The following is a 20,279-nucleotide window of genomic DNA, read 5'->3' on the forward strand; positions in this document are numbered from 1 at the left end:
ACAAGGGCCTTGCGTTGTCAGGGGGTGATGGTTTCCAGTTCCCGTTCGCGCGACTGTGTTTCAGCCACTGCCTTGCGCATCTGCTCGCAGCCCCACAGCACCCGCTCCGGCGTTGCCGGCGCATCCACCTGCGGCTGCACGCGGTAATCAGCCAGGCTGGCCACGGCATCCTTGATTGCACACCAGGCAGCAATGCCGAGCATGAACGGGGGCTCGCCCACGGCCTTGGAGTGGAACACGGTGTCTTCCGGGTTCTTGCGGTTCTCCACCAGCTTCACCCGCAAGTCCAGTGGCATGTCGGCCACGGCCGGGATCTTGTAGCTGGCCGGGCCGTTGGTCATCAGCTTGCCTTTGGCGTTCCACACCAGCTCTTCGGTGGTCAGCCAGCCCATGCCCTGGATGAAACCACCCTCCACCTGGCCGATGTCGATCGCAGGGTTCAGCGAATCGCCCACGTCGTGCAGGATGTCGGCGCGCAACATCTTGTATTCGCCGGTCAGCGTATCGACGATCACTTCCACGCAGGCAGCGCCAAAGGCGAAGTAGTAGAACGGCCGGCCGCGGGCCTGGCTGCGGTCGTAGAAGATCTTCGGCGTGCGGTAGAACCCGGTGCTGGACAGCGACACCTGGGCGAAGTAGGCCTGCTGCACCAGTTGCTCGAAGCTGACGATCTGGTCGCGCACCCGCACATGGCCGTTGCGAAATTCGACGTCTTCCTCGGTCACTTGATAGTGCCGTGCGGCAAACTCGGTCAGGCGTTTCTTGAGGATTTCGGCGGCGTTCTGCGCCGCCTTGCCGTTCAGGTCGGCGCCGCTGGAAGCAGCCGTAGGCGAGGTGTTAGGCACCTTGTCGGTGTTGGTAGCGGTGATCTGGATGCGGCTGAAATCCACCTGGAAGATCTGCGCCACCACCTGGGCCACCTTGGTGTTCAGGCCCTGGCCCATTTCGGTGCCGCCGTGGTTCAGGTGAATGCTGCCGTCGGTGTAGATATGGATCAGTGCACCGGCCTGGTTGAGGAAGGTGGCGGTGAACGAAATGCCGAACTTGACCGGTGTCAGTGCCAGGCCTTTCTTCAGGATCGGGCTGTTGGCGTTGAAGCGGCGGATCGACTCGCGTCGCTCGGCGTAGTCGCTGCTGGCCTCCAGCTCGGCGGTCATCTCTTCGAGCATGTTGTGCTCGACGGTCTGGTAGTAGTGGGTGACGTTGCGTTCGGTCTTGCCGTAATAGTTGGCCTTGCGCACGGCCAGCGGGTCGCGGCCCAGATGACGGGCGATATGGTCCATCACCTGCTCGATGGCGACCATGCCCTGTGGGCCGCCAAAGCCGCGGTAGGCAGTGTTGGAGGCGGTGTTGGTCTTGCAGCGGTGGCCGTGGACGGTGGCATCGCCCAGGTAGTAAGCGTTGTCGGAGTGGAACATGGCACGGTCGACGATCGAACCGGACAGGTCGGGCGAATAGCCACAGTTGCCAGCCAGGTCGAAATTGATACCGTGCAGCCGGCCGTTGTCGTCGAAGCCCACGTCATACTCGACGTAGAACGGGTGGCGCTTGCCGGTCATGGTCATGTCTTCGACCCGCGGCAGGCGCATCTTGGTTGGCTGGCCGGTCAGGCGCGCAATTACCGCGCACAAGCATGCCGGGCTGGCGGCCTGGGTTTCCTTGCCGCCAAAACCGCCGCCCATGCGGCGCATGTCCAGCACCACCTTGTTCATCGGCACGTCGAGTACTTCGGCGACCAGTTTCTGCACTTCGGTGGGGTTCTGTGTGGAGCAGTAGACGATCATGCCGCCGTCTTCGGTAGGCATGACCGAGGAAATCTGCGTTTCCAGGTAGAAGTGCTCCTGGCCGCCGATGTGCAGGGTGCCCTGAATGCGATGCGGGGCGCTGGCCAGGGCGGCAGCCGAATCGCCGCGCTGATGGGTGTGGCTATCGAGCACGAAGTGCTTCTTGCGCAGCGCCTCGACCACGTCCAGCACCGGTTCCAGGTCTTCGTACTCGACGATGGCGGCCATGGCCGCTTTGCGTGCGGTTTCAAGATCGCGGGCAGCGACAGCGAGCACCGGCTGGCCGAAGAACTCGACCTTGTCGATGGCCAGCAGCGGGTCGCCGGCCACCACCGGGCCGATGTCCTTCAGGCCGGGGATGTCTTCGTGGGTGATGGCGATACGCACACCCTCGAAGGCATAGCACGGCGTGGTGTCGATGCGCAGGATGCGCGCATGGGCGCGGTCGGCGGTACGTGCATACACATGCAACTGGTTAGGGAATTCCAGGCGATCGTCAATGTACAGCGCCTCCCCCGATACATGCTTGTCGGCGCTGTCGTGCTTGACGCCGCGGCCGACCCCGGTGGTCAGGTCCTGGCTGAACAGTTCGGCCATCTCGGCCTGGCTCTTGGCTACGTGATGGTTAGACATAAGCGGTCACCCGGGTTTCGATGTACGGTGTTTGCTGTTCGATGAAATACTTGCGCAGCAGGTTCTGCGCGGTCAGCAGGCGGTATTCCTTGCTGGCGCGGAAGTCGCTGAGCGGGGTGAAGTCCTCGGCCAGGGCCTGGCAGGCGCGCTCGATGGCAGCCTGGTCCCACGGCTTGCCGCGCAGCGCCGCCTCACAGGCGCGGGCGCGCTTGGGAATCGCCGCCATGCCGCCGAAGGCGATACGCACACCGCTGACCACACCGTCTTCGATGCTCAGGTTGAAGGCTGCGCACACGGCGGAGATGTCATCGTCCAGGCGCTTGGACACTTTATAGGCGCGGAACGCCCAGTCATTGGAGGCGCGCGGTACGATGATCTTCTCGATGAACTCGCTGTCCTGGCGAGCCGTGATGCGGTAGTCGATGAAGTAGTCTTCCAGCGGCATCACCCGTTGGCGTTCACCCTGGCGCAGCACCACCTGCGCGTCCAGGGCGATCAGCAGGGGTGGCGAGTCGCCGATTGGCGAGGCGTTGCCGATGTTGCCGCCGAGGGTGCCCTGGTTGCGGATCTGCAGCGAGGCGAAGCGGTGCAGCAGTGCCCCGAAGTCAGGGTACTCCTCGTTCAGCGCGGCGTAGCAGTCAGTCAGTGGCGTGGCGGCGCCGATCTCCAGGTGGCTGGCGGTTTTCTCGATGCGCTTGAGTTCTGCCACATGGCCAACGTAGATCATCACCGGCAAGGTCTTGTGGAACTGGGTGACTTCCAGCGCCAGGTCGGTACCACCGGCCAGCAGTCGCGCTTCGGGGTGCGAGCTGTACAGGTCGGCCAGATCCGCCACGGTCAGCGGCACCAGGCAGCGCTTGTCGCCGCTGTTCAGCTCGCCGGTCTGGGTCGGGGCAATGGCCTTGAGGCGGCTGATGGTTTGCGCCTGCTGGGTATCGAACTGGTCGCGGCAGGGCTGGCGGCAGCTCTGCTCGGCGGCGTCGAGGATCGGTCGGTAACCGGTGCAGCGGCACAGGTTGCCAGCCAGGGCTTCCTGGGCCTGATGCAGGTCGGGGCCGCTGCTGTTCTTTTGCAGGGCAAACAGTGACATGACGAAGCCGGGCGTGCAGAAGCCGCATTGCGATCCGTGGCAGTCCGCCATCGCTTGCTGAACGCTGTGCAGTTGACCCTGTTGTTTGAGCCCCTCGACGCTGATCAGTTGCTTGCCGTGCAGCGACGACACAAAGGTCAGGCACGAATTGAGGCTGCGGTAGCGCAGGCTGTCGTTACCCTGGTCGTCCTGGATCAGTTCGCCGACCACCACGGTGCAAGCGCCGCAGTCTCCACTGGCGCAGCCCTCCTTGGTGCCGGTTTTGCCCAGGTGCTCGCGCAGGTACTGCAGCACCGTCATGTTAGGGTCCAGGGCGTGCTCACTACGCAGCTCCTGGTTGACGAGAAACTGGATCACGGGGAAGGCCTCGCAATGGTTTTATTGTTGTTGGGCGGACTCTAAGCAAGACCTGTCTAGCAGGTCAATATTTTTCTGACTCAAGGGTCAAGAAAATGCACATGTCCATGCCCAGCCGCACACACTGCCTCTATTACAAGCATAGATCGCGCCGAGCGCGTGGCTGTCTGAAAGGTCAAATAAACCGCCTGGCCCCTCTGCGCGATTACCGCCCAAGTACGCTACAATTCGCCCCTTGTGCCCAGTTCAATGATTTTGAAGGAAAACCATGACGTTCAAGGCCCCGGACAGCCTCTCCGAGCAGATTGCCGATTACCTGGCCGAACGCATCATCCGCGGCGAGCTGGCGCCAGGCGAACGTATCCAGGAGCAGAAAGTTACCCAGGCGCTCAACGTCAGCCGCGGCTCGGTGCGCGAAGCACTGCTGATCCTCGAACGCCGTCATCTGGTGGCGATCCTGCCGCGCCGGGGCGCCCATGTGACCCAGCTGGACGAGCGCAGTGTTCGCAGCCTGTGCTCGCTGATGGGCGAGTTCTACATCCTGCTGGGCAATGCGGTTGCGCAAAAATGGCGCACCGAAGCCGACCTGCGCCCGTTTCTGGAAATCCAGCAGCGGCTGCAGCGTGCCCATGACCAGCTCGACATCAAGACCTTCGTCGCCGACAGTTTTGCGGTCATGCGTGCGGCCTATCCGTTCGCCGACAACCCGTTCCTGCAGGAAACCGTGGAAAACCTGCAGCCGGCCATGAGCCGTGCCTATTACCTGTCGCTGGACCAGCGCCAGGCCAACATGATCGACTATCTCGACCTGTTCGCCCGCTTGCTCGAAGCCGTGGTCTCGCGTGACCTGCCGCGCATTCGCGAGGTGCTCACCGCCTATGGCCAGCGCAGCTGCGAACTGGTGCTGGCGGCACTGGCCAGAGGCTGACCGATGCGCCTGAAGTGCATTCGCCTGGCCGGGTTCAAGTCGTTCGTCGACCCGACCACGGTCAACTTCCCCAGCAACATGGCTGCCGTGGTCGGCCCAAACGGCTGCGGCAAGTCCAATATCATCGACGCGGTGCGTTGGGTGATGGGCGAGAGTTCGGCGAAGAACCTGCGCGGCGAGTCGATGACCGACGTCATCTTCAACGGCTCCAGTGGCCGCAAGCCGGTCAGCCAGGCCAGTATCGAGCTGGTGTTCGACAACAGCGAAACCACCCTGGTCGGCGAGTATGCCGCCTACGCCGAGATTTCGATCCGCCGCAAGGTTACCCGCGACGGGCAGAACAGCTATTACCTCAACGGCACCAAGTGCCGCCGGCGTGACATCACGGATATTTTCCTTGGGACGGGTCTGGGGCCGCGCAGCTACTCGATCATCGAGCAGGGCATGATCTCCAAGCTGATCGAGGCCAAGCCCGAGGAGCTGCGCAACTTCATCGAGGAAGCGGCTGGCATTTCCAAATACAAGGAGCGCCGCCGCGAAACCGAGAACCGCATCCGCCGCACCCAGGAAAACCTGGCGCGCCTGACCGACCTGCGCGAAGAGCTCGAGCGCCAGCTGGAGCGTCTGCATCGCCAGGCCCAGGCAGCCGAAAAGTACCGTGAGTACAAGGCTCAGGAGCGGCAGCTGAAAGCGCGCCTGTCTGCCTTGCGCTGGCGAGACCTGGACGAACAAGTACGCCAGCGCGAATCGGTGATCGGCGATCAGGGCGTTTCTCACGAGGCACTGGTGGCCGAGCAGCGCAATGCCGATGCCAGTATCGAACGCCTGCGCGACGGTCATCACGAACTGTCCGAACGCTTCAACCAGGTGCAGGGCCGTTTCTACTCGGTGGCCGGTGACATCGCCCGGGTCGAGCAGAGCATTCAGCACGGCCAGCAGCGCCTGCGGCAGTTGCAGGACGACTTCAAGGAAGCCGAGCGCACACGCCTGGAAACCGAATCGCACCTGGGGCACGACCGCACCCTGCTGGCGACTTTGGGCGAAGAGCTGGCCATGCTCGAACCCGAGCAGGAAATGACCCTGGCTGCTGCCGAGGAAGCCGCTGCCGCGCTTGAAGAGGCCGAGCTGGGCATGCACGGCTGGCAGGAACAGTGGGACAGCTTCAACAGCCGCTCCGCCGAACCGCGCCGCCAGGCCGAAGTGCAGCAGGCGCGCCTGCAGCAGCTGGAAACCAGCCTTGAGCGCCAGGCCGAGCGCCAGCGCAAGTTGGTCGAGGAGCGCGAGCAACTGGGCAGCGACCCGCAGGATGCCGCCATGCTCGAACTGGCCGAGCAACTGGCCAGCAGCGAAATGCTGCTGGAAGAACTGCAGCTCTGCGAAGAGCAGGTGATCGAGCGCCTGGAAAGCGCGCGCGAGCAACTGCAGCAGGCCACCCAGGCGCAACAGCAGGCACAGGGCGACCTGCAGCGCCTGGGTGGGCGCCTGGCCTCGCTGGAAGCCTTGCAGCAGGCCGCCCTGGAGCCGGGCGCAGGTGCTGCGCAATGGCTGCACGGCCAAGGGCTGGAGCAACAGCCGCGGCTGGCCGAAGGCTTGCGGGTGGAGCCGGGTTGGGAGCTGGCGGTAGAGACGGTGCTTGGCGCCGATCTGCAGGCTGTGCTGGTGGACGATTTCAACGACCTTGATTTTGCCGGCCTGGAACAGGGTGAGCTGCGCTTGCTGCTGGCCGTCGGCGCGGGGGCGACGTTGCCCGGCAGCTTGCTGGAGAAGGTCGAGGGCCGTATCGACCTGGCGCCCTGGCTGGGCCAGGTCAGGCCTGTGGAAGACCTGGCTCAGGCACTGGAGCAGCGCGGATCGCTCGGCGAAGGGCAGAGCCTGGTCAGTCGCGATGGCTACTGGGTCGGCCGGCACTTCCTGCGGGTACGCCGGGGTGGCGAGGCCGAAGGCGGCGTGCTGGCGCGCGGCCAGGAAATCGAACGCCTGGGCCAGGAACAACTGGAACAGGAAGCGGCGCTGGAACAACTCGATCAACAGTTGCAGGCCCTGCGCGAGCAGCAACTGGACCTGGAGGAGCAGCGCGAACAGTTGCGCCGCCGCACCCAGGATGAAAACCGCCTGCACGGCGAACTGAAGGCCAGTCTTTCGGCCAGCCGCGCGCGCGCCGAGCAGGTCGAGCTGCGCCGCCGCCGCCTGCAGGAAGAGCTGAGCGAGCTGGAAGAACAGCGCGCCCTGGAACACGAGCAACTGGGCGAAGCGCGCCTGCTGCTGCAAGAGGCTTTGGAGCTCATGGCCCAGGACACCGAGCAGCGCGAACAGTTGATGGCCCGCCGCGATACCTTGCGCGAAAGCCTTGACCGGGTGCGTCAGGAAGCCCGCCAGCACAAGGACCACGCTCACCAGCTGGCGGTGCGTCTGGGGTCGCTGCGTGCCCAGCACGACTCTACCCGCCAGGCGCTGGAGCGTCTGGAGCAGCAAGCTGCGCGCCTGACCGAACGCCAGGAACAACTGAGCCTGAACCTGGAGGAGGGTGAAGCCCCGCAGGAAGAACTGCGTCTGAAGCTGGAGGAGCTGCTGGAGCGGCGCATGAGCGTCGACGAGGAAATGCGCCTGGCTCGCCTGCACATGGACGAAGCTGACCGCGAACTGCGCGATGCCGAAAAACGCCGCACCCAGGCCGAGCAGCAGGCCCAGCTGCTGCGTGGTCAACTGGAGCAGCTGCGCCTGGAGTGCCAAGGCCTGGATGTGCGGCGCAAGACCTTGCAGGAACAGTTGCTGGCCGACGGCTATGACCTGCAAGGCGTGCTCGCCACCCTGGAAGCCGAGGCCAGCGAGCAGGGCACCGAGCAGGAGCTGGAACAGCTTGAAGCGCGCATCCAGCGCCTGGGGGCGATCAACCTGGCGGCCATCGAAGAATACGAGCAGCAGTCCGAGCGCAAACGTTACCTGGACGCCCAGGACGCCGACCTGGTCGAAGCGCTGGAGACCCTCGAAAACGTCATCCGCAAGATCGACAAGGAAACCCGCAACCGCTTCAAGGATACCTTTGATCAGATAAATGCCGGATTACAGGCACTTTTCCCAAAAGTTTTCGGGGGTGGCAGCGCTTATCTGGAACTGACGGGCGAAGATTTACTCGATACAGGGGTGACGATCATGGCGCGCCCACCGGGCAAGAAGAACAGCACCATCCATTTGCTGTCCGGCGGCGAGAAGGCACTGACCGCCTTGGCGCTGGTGTTTGCCATCTTCAAGTTGAACCCCGCACCGTTCTGCATGCTCGACGAGGTCGATGCGCCGCTGGACGATGCCAACGTCGGGCGCTACGCGCGTCTGGTCAAGGAAATGAGTGAAAGCGTGCAGTTCATCTACATCACCCATAACAAGATTGCCATGGAGATGGCGGACCAATTGATGGGGGTGACCATGCATGAACCAGGTTGTTCACGCCTTGTTGCGGTTGATGTGGAGGCGGCCATGGCCATGGTCGACGCTTGATGCACGACGATAGGGGCACATTCTGCAGCGAAATGCCCCGCCGTGTGCGACAGACGGTGTAAAGTTGTCTTTGGTCGTGCTAGCTTAATGTCACTCGTTTTTTGCGTGGGTAAAACGCCTGTCAGAACATAGAGTTGGCGCCACGTGTTAAAGGGCTTTGAACCCTTTGTTTTCAAGCATATTTTTATAGAGGCACGGGATTACATGGAAATCGGTCTGCGCGAGTGGCTGATCCTCATCGGCATCATTGTTATCGCCGGGATTCTTTTCGACGGCTGGCGCCGCATGCGCGGCGGGAAAGGCAAGTTGAAATTCCGTCTGGATCGCAGTTATTCCAACCTGCCGGACGAAGAGGGTGGCAGTGCCGAAGTGCTCGGCCCGTCGCGAGTGCTCGATACCCACAAGGAGCCTGAGCTGGACGAAAGCGACCTGCCGTCGCTCAGCGCGTCTGCGCGTGATCGCGAGCGTGAGCCCAAGCCGGTCAAGGCCAGCAAGCGCGGCAAGCGTGCCAGTGCGGCTGCCGATGTGCACCAGGGTGACCTGAACCTGAGCGCCGAGCCGCGCGAGCCCGACCTGTTTTCCGACAGCGATGACGACTTTGCCGCCGACAACAACCGTAGCAGCGGCGCAGCGCCTGCCAGCAACAGCGTCAAGGAGTTGCCGCCTGCCGAAGAGGTGCTGGTCATCAGCGTGATCTCGCGCGACGAGGGTGGCTTCAAGGGCCCGGCGCTGCTGCAGAACATCCTGGAAAGCGGCTTGCGCTTCGGCGAAATGGACATCTTCCACCGCCACGAGAGCATGGCTGGTCACGGCGAGGTGCTGTTCTCGATGGCCAACGCAGTCAAGCCTGGCGTGTTCGACCTGGACGACATCGATCACTTCAGCACTCGCGCTGTGAGCTTCTTCCTCGGCTTGCCGGGCCCACGTCATCCGAAGCAGGCTTTCGACGTGATGGTTGCCGCGGCACGCAAGCTGGCCCACGAACTGAACGGTGAGCTCAAGGACGACCAGCGCAGCGTGCTGACCGCCCAGACCATCGAGCACTACCGCCAGCGTATCGTCGAGTTCGAGCGCCGTGCGCTAACCCAGAAGCGCTGACAGATCCAGACGAAAGAGCAGCCTGAGGGCGTGCTGGCCGGTTCGGGTATCGTCGTTGCCTGTGCCGGCCTCTTCGCGGGTAAACCCGCTCCTACAGGTACATCACCGCCCTAGGGCATGTGACGCCCTTGTGGGAGCGGGTTTACCCGCGAAGAGGCTGGCACAGTCAACAGACACCTGGAACCCCACGCACCACCCCAAGCTGCTCTTTTGCTTTGCAAGAGAAGACAAATCCCATGACCGCCGAAACCCGTATCCTCGAACTGCGTGCCGAGCTCGATCAGCACAATTATCGCTACTACGTGCTCGACGAGCCCAGCGTGCCTGATGCCGAATACGACCGCCTGTTCAACGAGCTCAAGGCGCTGGAAGCTGAACACCCGCACCTGGTAACCCCCGACTCGCCCACCCAGCGTGTGGGTGGAGCTGCCTTGGCGGCGTTCAGCCAGGTACGCCACGAAGTGCCCATGCTCAGCCTGGGCAACGCCTTCGAAGAAGCCGACCTGCGTGAGTTCGGCCGTCGCGTGGTAGAAGGCCTCGATCAGCCGGGCGCGGTCGACTACAGCTGCGAACCCAAGCTCGATGGCCTGGCCGTGAGCCTGCTGTACCGCGACGGCCAGCTGGTGCAGGGCGCCACCCGTGGCGACGGCACCACTGGCGAAGACATCAGCGCCAACGTACGCACCGTGCGCAACATCCCGCTCAAGTTGCAGGGTAAGGGCTGGCCGGCAGTGCTGGAGGTGCGCGGCGAGGTGTACATGAGCAAGGCCGGCTTCGACCGGCTCAATGCCGCCCAGGCCGAGGCCGGTGGCAAGACCTTCGCCAACCCGCGCAACGCTGCCGCTGGCAGCCTGCGCCAGCTGGATTCGAAAATTACCGCCAGCCGCCCGCTGGAGTTCTGCTGCTATGGCGTTGGCCAGGTGTCCGAGAGTATCGGCGACAGCCACATCGGCATCCTCGAACAACTCAAGGCCTGGGGCCTGCCGATCAGCCGCGAGCTCAAACATGCGGCGGGCATCGAAGAGTGCCTGGCCTACTATCGCGACATTGGCGAGCGGCGTAACAGTCTGCCGTATGAGATCGACGGGGTAGTGTTCAAGGTCAACAGCCTGGCCGCCCAGCGCGAGCTGGGCTTCCGCGCCCGTGAGCCGCGCTGGGCGATTGCCCACAAGTTCCCGGCCATGGAAGAGCTGACCGAGGTGCTGGATGTCGAGTTCCAGGTTGGCCGTACGGGTGCAGTAACGCCTGTGGCGCGGCTGAAGCCGGTCAAGGTGGCCGGTGTGACGGTGTCCAACGCCACCCTGCACAACATGGACGAAATCGCCCGCCTGGGCCTGCGTATCGGCGACACGGTGATCATTCGCAGGGCCGGCGACGTGATCCCGCAGGTGATGCAGGTGGTGCTGGAGCGTCGTCCGCAAGGCGCCCGCCCGGTAGAGGTGCCAAGCGCATGCCCGGTCTGTGGCTCGCAGGTCGAGCGTACCCGGCTGGTAAAGCGCAGCAAGGGCAAGGAAACCACCAGCGAAGGTGCGGTGTACCGCTGTGTCGGCCGCCTGGCCTGTGGCGCCCAGCTCAAGCAGGCGATCATTCATTATGTGTCGCGCCGTGCCATGGACATCGACGGTCTGGGTGAGAAGAGCGTCGAGCAGTTGGTGGATGAAGGCCTGATCGGCTCGCCGGCTGATTTGTACAAGCTGCAGTTCGAGCAGGTCGTCGGCCTGGAAGGCTTCGCCGAGGTGTCTACCCAGAAGCTGCTGGATGCCATTGAAGCCAGCAAGCGCCCGAGCCTGGCGCGCTTCATCTACGCGCTGGGCATCCCGGATGTCGGCGAGGAGACCGCCAAGGTGCTGGCCCGCTCGCTGGGCAGCCTGGCGCGCGTGCAGCAGGCATTGCCGCAGGTGCTGACCTATTTGCCGGACATCGGTCTCGAAGTGGCCTACGAGATCCACAATTTCTTTGAAGACGAGCACAACCAGAAGGTTATCCAGCAGCTGCTCGACAGCGGTATGCAGTTGCAGGACGAAGGTGAGCTGGCTGCCGAATTTGCCGCCAGCACCACCTTGGCCGGGATGATCGCCAAGCTCGACATTGCCTCCGTCGGCCCGACCGGTGCCGAGAAGTTGGTGGCCAGGCTCGACAGCCTGGACAAGATCATCGCCGCCGACGGCATTGACCTGCGCCAGGCCCTGGCGGCCAAGCAGGCCGACGCAGTGCGTGAGTTCTTCAAGGATGAAGCGAACCAGAAACTGGCCCGGGACATCGAAGCCCAGCTGCTGGCGTTCGGCATGCACTGGAGCAGCGAGAAGAAGGTGGCCGAAGGCTTGCCGCTGGCCGGCCAGACCTGGGTGCTGACCGGTACGCTGGAGCGCATGAGCCGCGACATTGCCAAGGACAAGCTGGAAAGCCTGGGGGCCAAGGTTGCCGGTTCGGTGTCTGGCAAGACCCATTGCGTGGTGGCTGGGCCTGGGGCAGGCTCGAAGCTGGCCAAGGCGGCCGAGTTGGGTGTGAAGGTGCTGGACGAAGATGCCTTTGTCACATTCCTGGCCGAACAGGGCATAGCGGTCTAGGCATCCGTGCCCCCCTGTGGGGGGCAACTGTCTTCTCAAAACTTGAAAAGCCTGCGCGGTCGCCCGTAGGAGCGGGTTTACCCGCGAAGAGGCCCGTCCAGGCCATCTCGACCCTGACAAGTCATTGAGAAATGATGACTTTTTCTGCCGCAGTGGTTGTATCTGCTCCAAAGACCGGTACAATGGCGCCACTCGCTGCTCAGCGAGACATGTAGTGGTGGCCCCATCGGTCCCCCCGCATTGATTACCCGTTAACCTGGTCAGGCCCGGAAGGGAGCAGCCATAGCGGGAACATCGAGTGCCGGGGTGTGGCTGGTGGGGCCGCCTCCATTACGCAAGTCCTTAATTTTAAAGGGCTTTGCTCGCTAAAAATCTCGAAGTGGACCAGTGCCGTAGTACACCTAAGTGGTGCACCGTGCTGAACATTCTAGCTTCGTCATCTTGCCTCTCCAATACCCTTCTCTGGTTACGCCTATCCCGGCGCAATCCTGTCATCCGCTCATGCGGCTGTTTATCCCTGCCTCTCACTGTGATTTGCAATTGCCAGTACGGTGGCTGTGCTACTAGGATGTGGCATCTGAGCGAGGAGCTAGAGATGGAATTCGTAGAGCGACTGAACGCGTTATCAGCCAAAATCCGCCAGCAGGGTCCTGCTATCCAAACTGAAGAGGCAACCAAAATTGCCTTTGTCATGCCCTTCATCAACTCCGTTCTGGGCTACGACGTCTTTGATCCCTCGGAGGTGACCCCAGAGTACGTCTGCGACGTGGGGACGAAGAAGGGCGAGAAGATCGACTACGCCATAATGAAGAACGGCGAGATTCAGATCCTGATCGAGTGCAAGAAGATCGGCGAGCCGCTGCATATCAATCACGCGAGCCAACTCTTCCGGTACTTTCACGTTACCACAGCTCGTATCTCGATCCTTACCAACGGCCAGGTATATCGGTTCTTCACCGACCTTGATGCGCCTAACAAGATGGATGAGAAGCCATTCTTGGAGCTGGATCTTCTAGATATAGATGAACACGCTCTCCCTGAGCTTCAGAAGCTAACCAAGTCTGCGTTCGATGTTGACTCGATCATCAGTGCTGCTGGAGAACTGAAGTACGTTGGTCAGATCAAGAAAGAGATGGCTTCGCAGTTCAGTCAGCCTAGTGACGAGTTCGTGAAGTTCTTCGCTACTCGGGTTTACGACGGGATCATTACTCAGAAGGTTAGGGAGCAGTTCACGACCCTGACCCGTAAAGCTGCGATCCAGTTCTTGGGGGATCAGATCAATGACCGACTGAAGTCGGCCATGAGCGGTGCAGTTGAGCCTTCATATGCTATGGAGGCTGTGGAAAGTAGCCCGGTTTCAGAGTCTGCTGAAGATAATGCTGAAGACCAGATCCAGACGACACTTGAAGAGTTGGAAGGGTTTCATATCGTCAAGGCAATCGTTAGGGCGGTTGTTGATGCGAAACGAATTGTCCATCGTGATACTAAGAGTTATTTTGGGGTCTTGCTTGATGATAATAACCGCAAGCCAATTTGCCGCTTGCACTTTAATCGGAGTCAGAAGTACATTGGGCTATTTGACTCTGATAAGAATGAGACTCGACATCCAATCGCCTCCTTGGATGAGATATATGGCTTTGCAGAGCAGTTGAAGAGTACTATCTCCTTGTATGAGTGAGTTTGCTTGCCGTATCCGTGTCGATGGTTATGGCGGCCTAGACACGGTTAAGGTGGTGTCTGAAGTGGTAGGGATTTGCTTAGTGGTCCTGCCTGCTCTGCTGTGATTTGTTGATTGAGGGGGATTAGTGAAAGAGTGTGTGCTTTGTGATAGTCCTCTCTCGGACGCTAATGACTCCGAAGAGCACATTGTAATTAACGCTATTGGTGGGCGTTATAAAGTATCCGGTGTGCTTTGTGTGCAGTGCAACAATGGTGCAGGACAGACTTGGGATAGTGCTTTGGCCAAGGATCTTCAGTCGCTGGGGCTGTTGATTGGGGTTAAGAGGGAGCGCGGAGTATTGCCCTCTCTCGCAGTTGAGAATCTCGATGGTGAACAACTATTGCTGCATGCGGATGGTAGCATGAGCCCGGCTAGAGCTAGTTTTAGTCAAACTCCTGAAAGTTATGGGTCGATGAGGATTGAGCTCGTTGCTCGTAGTGTTGAAGAGGCGCGTAAGATACTTAAGGGCGTTAAGCGCAAGTACTCTAACTTTGATTTGGAGTCGGCAATTGCCAGCGCTGGCGTGCAGTCAAGGTATTCGAGGAGTCCACTGAGCTTCTCAATGGAGTTTGGTGGTGCTCTCTCGGGGCGCTCGCTCGTTAAGTCTGTACTCTGCTTTGCTGTGGTTAACGGCGTAGTAGCAAAAGATTGTACCAATGCCAGGCAGTACTTGCTGGAGGACGGAGCAGAGGCATGCTTCGGGTATTGGTATGAAAGTGATCTGATGCTGCATAGACCGGAAGGAGTTCCTCTTCACTTTGTGGCAGTGAGTAACCAAGGCACGGATGGTCAGTTACTTGGGTATATAGAGTTCTTTGGCGTCAGGCGCATGGTTGTCTGTTTGGCTGAAAGTTACTCGGGTGCGGCTGTGCACGCTAGCTACTGCATTGATCCAAGAAGCTCCGAAAGAATAAATGTAGAGTTTGACCTCGGTCTAGATAGAGTCGATATCCGGGCTTCATACAACTACGATCGCATTCCAGATGGCAGCATTGAGCGTGCGTTTGACTCTATATTGCGTCAAGCGGTTAAACGCTCAGCCGTTAAGGCAAGAGATCAAGCTATTGATAGGGCCGTACAGTATGCATTCAGCAACCTTGGTGTGGATGAGGGCGCCATTCTTACTGAGCGGGATGTTCAAAAGCTATCCGACTTGCTCATGCATGAGCTGACACCTTACGTTACACATGTCATTGGGAATAGGCGGCGACGGGATGCGCGCTGATCTTGTTAGCGTATAACCAGTTTCTTCCAGGTTATCCTAGCTAAGTCGTGAAGTAGTTGGGATGATGGCGTAAAGCGTTGGTGGTCAGGGCCGTTCTCAAGGATGCTAAGCAGATTCCTTATTGAGGAATTATTGTTAGTGCCGCTAAGCTTGTAATCGTTTATTGTAATTGCGGCTAAATTCTACTGTGGTGTGGTCTCTGAGCGGGGGTGGAGATGAAATTCGTAAAGCGGATAATTGCAGGGAATGGCCTGTGTCAATGACTCCTGCGGAAGACGACGTGTTTACTGCCTTCTTGCGAGAGAAGGCAGCAGAAGCTCAGCGGGCTGTTAAGTACAAGCCTAATGAGTTTTTAAAGATGCTTGGCTCAATCGGTGGTTATAAGACAGCCGTATCACTGCTCACTAAGCCTAAGGTCTCCGATGGATTTACCAGGCTCTATCTGGAGCGTAGGCTGGATCTGACCGTTGAGGCAGTGATTCTAGAGAGTCGATGGGCAAGGTACTTTGACGAACACTTGATCTCATCTGCTGAAGAACGGCTTATCAAGGTTGGCTACACGGTCGTGCGGCCGGAGTTGAGTGCAGATGCTTTCTCAGGGGTAATGGATGAAACTTTAGATGTTGAGGTTTCGACTAAATCCTGTCTTGGTTCTGGTGTCAAGAGTTTGTCATTTAATGTTGGGCAAGAATACACCAGGGCGGGAGTATTTGCTTTGCTCGGCATTCCACGCCCCAATGGTGGTAAATGGTACACCGGGCATTTTGATCATGCCGGCAACCACTTCTTGTTTTGCAATATAGGTGGTGCGGGTAGAACTGGTCACGATTATAATAATCACTTCATTGACGGTCGATTGGTTTGGTATGCTAGATCTGACGCTAAGTTGAGACATTCGCTTGTTTCCGAGCTGGTTAGTCAAGAAGGGATTGTCTTTGTCTTCTATCGTCTGGGTGATAGAGATCCATTTATGTTTGCTGGAGTCGCAACGCCATTTCAAGTGACGGACGCTACTGATGAGAGTCCTTTAAATGTGGTGTGGGATTTTAGCTCTCGGGATTTGCAGGATACGGAAGAGAATCCGGCCTCTATCACCGTCGTTGAAGGTGCTGCTTCAATGAAGTTGGTTAAGGTGTATGAGCGGGATCGTGGAGCTCGATTGCAATGTGTAAAGCGTTGGGGGCGGAAGTGCTTTGTTTGTAGCTTCGAGTTCGAGAAGGTTTATGGGGAGCTAGGCAAAGGGTTTATACATGTTCATCACCTTAAGCCTTTATCGGAACAAGGTGGGGAGTATAATTTGGACCCAGAGCAGGATCTGCGTCCGGTTTGCCCTAATTGTCACGCGATGCTTCATCGCTCAGTACCAGCGCTTACAATCGAAGAGCTTCAGCGTCAGATGTATCTGGCTTCTTTATAGTGTAATGCGTCATCTGGTGGCGGAGCTAAGAACCTTGGCTATTCGCTGTCGTCGCTAGTTTCAGTATATGGCAGATGCGGTCGTTAGCTAGGGCGCAGCTGCTCTATTGCTGAAGCTATTGCTTCCGAGGTAGAGTTCAGCGGTTCTAGCGCCGCCATCACGTTATGGTAGGCGTTCACGCTGGCTCGCTGTCGTAAAAGATACGGACTTCCTCGTTGAGTGCCTTTAACGCAGTCTGGTTCATCAGTAGTACTGGCGCGGTTCACTGAATGCTAGCTTCTCGCCACGGCCGCCCCTCTCTTGATTTTCAAAATTGACCTCTGCCCTTTGCAAATGACGCCCGCTATTCCAGGGTCGTAATATGCAGCGGGGCCGTGGGGAGTGGTGCTTAAAATCCAGCGACTGAGGGGCTGTCATTTTCAGAAGACGACTGCACGGAATATCAGGAGTCGGCTGCACTGGTGGATTGCAGCGCGGTGTACAGGGCCGTCTTGCTCACCTTGAGCCGTGTAGCGGCCTCTCGGACATTAAGCCCGTTGGCGATGTGCTCCCGCGCTCGCTGCAACTTGTCGGCGGTGACAACCGGCTTTCGCCCGCCCTTCCTCCCACGAGCGGCGGCGGCAGTCAACCCGGCCTTGGTGCGCTCGCGGATCAAGTCGCGCTCGAACTGGCCCAGCGCGCCGAACACGTGGAAGATGAGCCGCCCGCCTGGCGTGGTGGTGTCGATGGCTTCCGTCAGAGAACGGAAGCCGACGCCTCGCGCTTCCAGCGCGCCTATCGTTTCGATTAGGTGCGGCATAGAGCGCCCGAGCCGATCCAGCCGCCAGACGGCCAGCACGTCGCCGTCGCGCAGGTAGGCCAGCGCATCAGCCAAGCCGGGGCGGTCGGCCTTGGCCCCGGAAGCCGTGTCCTCGAAAACGCGCTCGCAGCCTGCCTTGCGTAGCGCATCCGTCTGCAAGGCGGTGTCCTGTTCCGCCGTCGATACCCGCGCATAGCCGATCAGTGCCATTTGCCGCCTCTCTTGTCCGTCATTCCGTCCGCCTATCTTAATGTCCGACAACCCGTTGTGCAATAACTTTGCTGGACAGTGTCCGGCATGGCCGACTAATGATCGTTTGACGGACATTGACGGTAAGGCATTTTTGCATTACTATGTGAAGCATCAACCTTGATTGCGAGGGCAAACCACCATGACCACATTGACCGTTACCGCACGGGGACAAGTGACGTTTCGGAAGGACGTACTGCAACACCTCGGCATCAGGCCAGGCGACAAGATCGAGCTGGACTTGTTGCCAGACGGTCGGGGCGTGCTCAAGGCGGCACGGCCCGCAGGGACGATAGCCAGCTTTGTCGGCCTGCTCGCGGGCAAGACGCAGAAGGTTGCCACCATCGAAGAAATCAACGAGGCGGCGGCGCAAGGCTGGGCAGGTAAGCAATGAAGGTCGCAGTCGATACCAACGTCCTTGTGCGTGCGGTTGTGCGTGACGATCCCGCACAAGCGGACGTTGCCGCCGCAGTCTTGACCGACGCCGAGTTGATCGCGGTCGCGCTGCCGTGCCTATGCGAATTTGTTTGGGTGCTGCTGCGTGTCTACGGCTTCCAGCAAGCCGACGCGGCCAGCGCGATCCGGGCACTACTGGCCGCCGCGAATGTGGAAGTGAACCGGCCTGCCGTGGAGGCTGGCTTGCTGGTGCTCGACGCGGGCGGAGACTTTGCCGATGGCGTCATTGCCTACGAAGGCAACTGGCTTGGCGGGGAAACCTTCGTTTCCTTCGATAAGAAGGCGGTGGCACTTCTCACGGCGCAAGGGCAATCAACGCGCCTTTTGTGACGGACATGAGCATGAACGAATTCCGCCGACTGGCCGCGAAGATCGACCAACACATGCAGCAGCTTGCCGCCCAGGGTGTCAGCGAGGCCCATGCCATCATCAATCGCATGATGGGGTACGGGCCTGACCTGCACAGGATTTGGGTCGGCACATCCGATCAGCAGCTCATGGCGCTGTCCCGCGAGTTCCCAGGGTTCTACCGCTACGCCCGCATCATGGAAGAGGCATCCGAAGCCGAGCGCCGCAAGGCTTCGCGGCCCTATGACGGCATGGCCGAGTTCTCCGAACAGCACAAGCAAATGGGCGCGCAACTGCTGACCACGGCGGCCACGCTTGAGCGTGGCTACCAGGCGTTTCGTGCGAGCGGCAGTCTCCAAGACTTCCGGCCTCAGCTCGACGAGCTGGGCCGCCTGCATCGGCAATGGCTGTCCGACCTGGAAGCCTTCAAAGACTCGCTGCGCACGCAGGGCGCAGAACCCAAGGTGCTGGAATACGTGAACGAGGCTTTCGGCCGCCTGGCCGAGCGCATCAAGCAGCTTGCCGGTTGATCGCCGGAATTTTCGGCGGTTCCGGCTTTGTCGCGCCGTGCACAAGAGTTCTGAGCAATTCCGATCTCTCGCGGCGCTTCGTGCATAGAACTTCTGACCGTTCCCGGTCAGAAGTTCTATGCACACACGGCGGCCAGCCCAGTGAACTGGTGCAGTCGCCTTCTGAAAACGACAACCAGCTGTGGTCGGTTAGGTAGAGGCCAATGAATACATGGCGGGAGTGAGCCTGTACGACGGTTGAGACTCTTTCCGACTAGAGGTGCTATGAGTGATCTTGATGGTTAGTCACTTCAGGACTAATACTTGGGTGTCTGCCAGGGGAGGCATCAGAGATGCAACCGAGATTTGTTCTTGTCCCGGCTGTTCCTGTCGAAAGTAATTCATTCCGTGTAGGTACGAGGTTCTACGCTGAGACGGTTTCAGCGGGCTTTGATATCTATGACAACCAAGAGAAGGTGAGGCTCAAGCACCAGTTCCCTACTAGGCAAGAAGGGGTTGAAGCCTGTGCCAAGATGAATGCAGACGCTCGTAGTCCTAATGAGCGATTTCCGGTACTGAGAGCTGAGTAGTTGAACCCGAAGCCTATAGACCTGTTGGCGGGCTCGCCCCGTCACCATCATTGGCTGGCTGGAACCTCCTACCTGAGATCTCCGTGAGAGCCCCGATTGCTGGTTCGATCTCGTAGCTGGAGTCCAGAAGCCTCTTGGATAGCTGCATTACCCGTAAAGCCTGATCAGGGTGCCCGGTCTCCGTAAGCAGCAGCGCCAGGGCATGAAGGGCCTCGCACATGGCCATTTGATTACCCCAGAGGCGTGTTACCACTGTGGTGATGCACACTTCTTGTTCCGACATGACGTTTGCCTCCCTGCTCTCCGATCACTACCGCAGCTCAGTAGCGCTGCTGGCTGCATAAATAGTGCCCCTAGGGTTCTTCGCCGGGTGAGTGGAATGCTGAGCTGCCTCTAATTCCATGCCAATCATAAGGTTAATGCTTCAGAAGGCCCTTTTGCTTGACTCCGCTCGTATCAATCCCAGCATTCATAGGGGGTAGAGGTAAGGCTAGCTGTCAGAGACGCACGCATAGGGCTAGTTGGCGATTAGCAACCTATTAGATAAAGCGTTGGCGTGTAGTGGCTTGGGGGCTCACATGCCTTCGAAGAGAGCAGAGATGCTGACGCCCAGGGCATCGGCCAGCACCTTGATCGCGTTAATGGAGGGGTTTGCGCCCCCTGTCTCGATGCGAGACATATACGTCCTGGCGAAGCCACACCGATCAGCAAATGCTTCCTGACTCATGCCCATAGACACACGCAGCTCCCTGACTCGGGTGCCGAACTGGTGCTGAAGCGCTGGAGACGGAGGGGGTGCAGGCATTCCCCAATGGTCCAGAGATGTGATCTAATCGGACACACACTAATCGTGACATCGAGATGCTGATCGACCTCAGCCTCTGAGGATTGGTGTCAAGGGTGAAGGCTAGACCTATGTCTCTCTGCCAAGGTAGGCACGAGCTGGCTTGGTTGTTAGCTTTGCCCTGTAGCTCGCGTGAGGCGTGAGCTGTAAGTCCCCTGGTAAGTCAATCAGTA

Annotated in this window: 15 protein-coding genes, 1 other RNA gene and 1 pseudogene; 13 read left to right on the top strand and 4 right to left on the bottom strand. The window is 59.6% G+C overall.

Going from position 1 to position 20,279, the window contains the following annotated elements; translation table 11 throughout:
* Positions 1-17 precede the first annotated feature (17 nt).
* Positions 18-2,417, bottom strand: a complete 2,400-nt coding sequence (gene xdhB / locus LU682_RS08615) for a xanthine dehydrogenase molybdopterin binding subunit (protein WP_010955024.1) — start codon at positions 2,415-2,417, stop codon at positions 18-20.
* Complete coding sequence (gene xdhA, locus LU682_RS08620; RefSeq protein WP_010955023.1) at positions 2,410-3,864, bottom strand: xanthine dehydrogenase small subunit; 1,455 nt, start codon at positions 3,862-3,864, stop codon at positions 2,410-2,412. Before xdhA ends, xdhB begins: the two co-directional genes overlap by 8 nt.
* A gap of 268 nt (positions 3,865-4,132) precedes the next feature.
* On the opposite strand from xdhA, the gene LU682_RS08625 reads away from it, so the two are divergent.
* The 9 genes and pseudogenes from LU682_RS08625 (at position 4,133) to LU682_RS08660 (ending at position 16,311) form a co-directional block, all read left to right on the top strand.
* A complete protein-coding gene (locus LU682_RS08625; protein ID WP_010955022.1) occupies positions 4,133-4,792 on the top strand; it encodes a GntR family transcriptional regulator in 660 nt (219 codons plus the stop codon).
* Between the two features lie 3 nt (positions 4,793-4,795).
* A complete protein-coding gene (gene smc / locus LU682_RS08630) occupies positions 4,796-8,284 on the top strand; it encodes a chromosome segregation protein SMC (RefSeq protein ID WP_010955021.1) in 3,489 nt (1,162 codons plus the stop codon).
* Between the two features lie 204 nt (positions 8,285-8,488).
* A complete protein-coding gene (gene zipA, locus LU682_RS08635; protein ID WP_049588192.1) occupies positions 8,489-9,382 on the top strand; it encodes a cell division protein ZipA in 894 nt (297 codons plus the stop codon).
* A 236-nt stretch (positions 9,383-9,618) separates the two neighbouring features.
* Complete coding sequence (ligA, locus tag LU682_RS08640; protein ID WP_010955019.1) at positions 9,619-11,949, top strand: NAD-dependent DNA ligase LigA; 2,331 nt, start codon at positions 9,619-9,621, stop codon at positions 11,947-11,949.
* Positions 11,950-12,173: 224 nt separating this feature from the next.
* Positions 12,174-12,270: signal recognition particle sRNA small type (ffs, locus tag LU682_RS08645), an RNA gene on the top strand.
* 274 nt (positions 12,271-12,544) lie between these two features.
* Entirely contained in the window at positions 12,545-13,627 is a 1,083-nt protein-coding gene (locus LU682_RS08650; RefSeq protein WP_060489380.1) for a type I restriction endonuclease, read from the top strand.
* 139 nt (positions 13,628-13,766) lie between these two features.
* Positions 13,767-13,862, top strand: a pseudogene (locus LU682_RS29950) (hypothetical protein); the annotation flags it as partial.
* Positions 13,863-13,907: 45 nt separating this feature from the next.
* Positions 13,908-14,894, top strand: a complete 987-nt coding sequence (locus LU682_RS08655; RefSeq protein WP_060489382.1) for a hypothetical protein — start codon at positions 13,908-13,910, stop codon at positions 14,892-14,894.
* 259 nt (positions 14,895-15,153) lie between these two features.
* Positions 15,154-16,311, top strand: coding sequence for an HNH endonuclease (locus tag LU682_RS08660; protein WP_232857531.1), 1,158 nt, complete (start codon positions 15,154-15,156; stop codon positions 16,309-16,311).
* A 442-nt stretch (positions 16,312-16,753) separates the two neighbouring features.
* Here the strand turns inward: LU682_RS08660 and LU682_RS08665 are convergent, their stop codons facing one another.
* Positions 16,754-17,320 carry a recombinase family protein gene (locus tag LU682_RS08665; protein ID WP_003159185.1) on the bottom strand — a complete coding sequence of 189 codons (567 nt, stop codon included), beginning with the start codon at positions 17,318-17,320 and terminating at the stop codon, positions 16,754-16,756.
* A 181-nt stretch (positions 17,321-17,501) separates the two neighbouring features.
* Between LU682_RS08665 and LU682_RS08670 the strand changes: the two genes are divergently transcribed.
* The 4 genes from LU682_RS08670 (at position 17,502) to LU682_RS08685 (ending at position 19,262) form a co-directional block, all read left to right on the top strand.
* Positions 17,502-17,753, top strand: coding sequence for an AbrB/MazE/SpoVT family DNA-binding domain-containing protein (locus tag LU682_RS08670; protein WP_003108276.1), 252 nt, complete (start codon positions 17,502-17,504; stop codon positions 17,751-17,753).
* Positions 17,750-18,145 (top strand): type II toxin-antitoxin system VapC family toxin, encoded by a 396-nt coding sequence (locus tag LU682_RS08675; protein ID WP_003159186.1) that lies wholly within the window; start codon positions 17,750-17,752, stop codon positions 18,143-18,145. The genes LU682_RS08670 and LU682_RS08675 overlap by 4 nt, the downstream gene beginning before the upstream one ends.
* Before the next feature lie 11 nt (positions 18,146-18,156).
* The gene (locus LU682_RS08680) at positions 18,157-18,693 is read left to right on the top strand and encodes a hypothetical protein (protein ID WP_003159187.1); all 537 of its coding nucleotides are present in this window, start codon (positions 18,157-18,159) and stop codon (positions 18,691-18,693) included.
* A 332-nt stretch (positions 18,694-19,025) separates the two neighbouring features.
* Positions 19,026-19,262, top strand: a complete 237-nt coding sequence (locus LU682_RS08685; RefSeq protein WP_082423974.1) for a hypothetical protein — start codon at positions 19,026-19,028, stop codon at positions 19,260-19,262.
* Between the two features lie 574 nt (positions 19,263-19,836).
* On the opposite strand, the gene LU682_RS08690 is transcribed toward LU682_RS08685, so the two are convergent.
* A complete protein-coding gene (locus LU682_RS08690) occupies positions 19,837-20,067 on the bottom strand; it encodes a helix-turn-helix domain-containing protein (RefSeq protein ID WP_054881425.1) in 231 nt (76 codons plus the stop codon).
* Between the last annotated feature and the right edge of the window lie 212 nt (positions 20,068-20,279).

The organism is Pseudomonas alloputida, assembly GCF_021283545.2.
GTDB classification, from domain to species: domain Bacteria; phylum Pseudomonadota; class Gammaproteobacteria; order Pseudomonadales; family Pseudomonadaceae; genus Aquipseudomonas; species Aquipseudomonas alloputida.

Coding starts and splice junctions, on each gene's coding strand:
- ligA (WP_010955019.1), top strand. CDS start 9,619: ATGACCGCCGAAACCCGTATCCTCGAACTGCGTGCCGAGCTCGATCAG.
- LU682_RS08690 (WP_054881425.1), bottom strand. CDS start 20,067: ATGCCTGCACCCCCTCCGTCTCCAGCGCTTCAGCACCAGTTCGGCACC.
- LU682_RS08625 (WP_010955022.1), top strand. CDS start 4,133: ATGACGTTCAAGGCCCCGGACAGCCTCTCCGAGCAGATTGCCGATTAC.
- LU682_RS08670 (WP_003108276.1), top strand. CDS start 17,502: ATGACCACATTGACCGTTACCGCACGGGGACAAGTGACGTTTCGGAAG.
- LU682_RS08665 (WP_003159185.1), bottom strand. CDS start 17,320: ATGGCACTGATCGGCTATGCGCGGGTATCGACGGCGGAACAGGACACC.
- LU682_RS08650 (WP_060489380.1), top strand. CDS start 12,545: ATGGAATTCGTAGAGCGACTGAACGCGTTATCAGCCAAAATCCGCCAG.
- xdhB (WP_010955024.1), bottom strand. CDS start 2,417: ATGTCTAACCATCACGTAGCCAAGAGCCAGGCCGAGATGGCCGAACTG.
- zipA (WP_049588192.1), top strand. CDS start 8,489: ATGGAAATCGGTCTGCGCGAGTGGCTGATCCTCATCGGCATCATTGTT.
- LU682_RS08675 (WP_003159186.1), top strand. CDS start 17,750: ATGAAGGTCGCAGTCGATACCAACGTCCTTGTGCGTGCGGTTGTGCGT.
- LU682_RS08685 (WP_082423974.1), top strand. CDS start 19,026: ATGCAACCGAGATTTGTTCTTGTCCCGGCTGTTCCTGTCGAAAGTAAT.
- LU682_RS08660 (WP_232857531.1), top strand. CDS start 15,154: ATGACTCCTGCGGAAGACGACGTGTTTACTGCCTTCTTGCGAGAGAAG.
- LU682_RS08680 (WP_003159187.1), top strand. CDS start 18,157: ATGAACGAATTCCGCCGACTGGCCGCGAAGATCGACCAACACATGCAG.
- smc (WP_010955021.1), top strand. CDS start 4,796: ATGCGCCTGAAGTGCATTCGCCTGGCCGGGTTCAAGTCGTTCGTCGAC.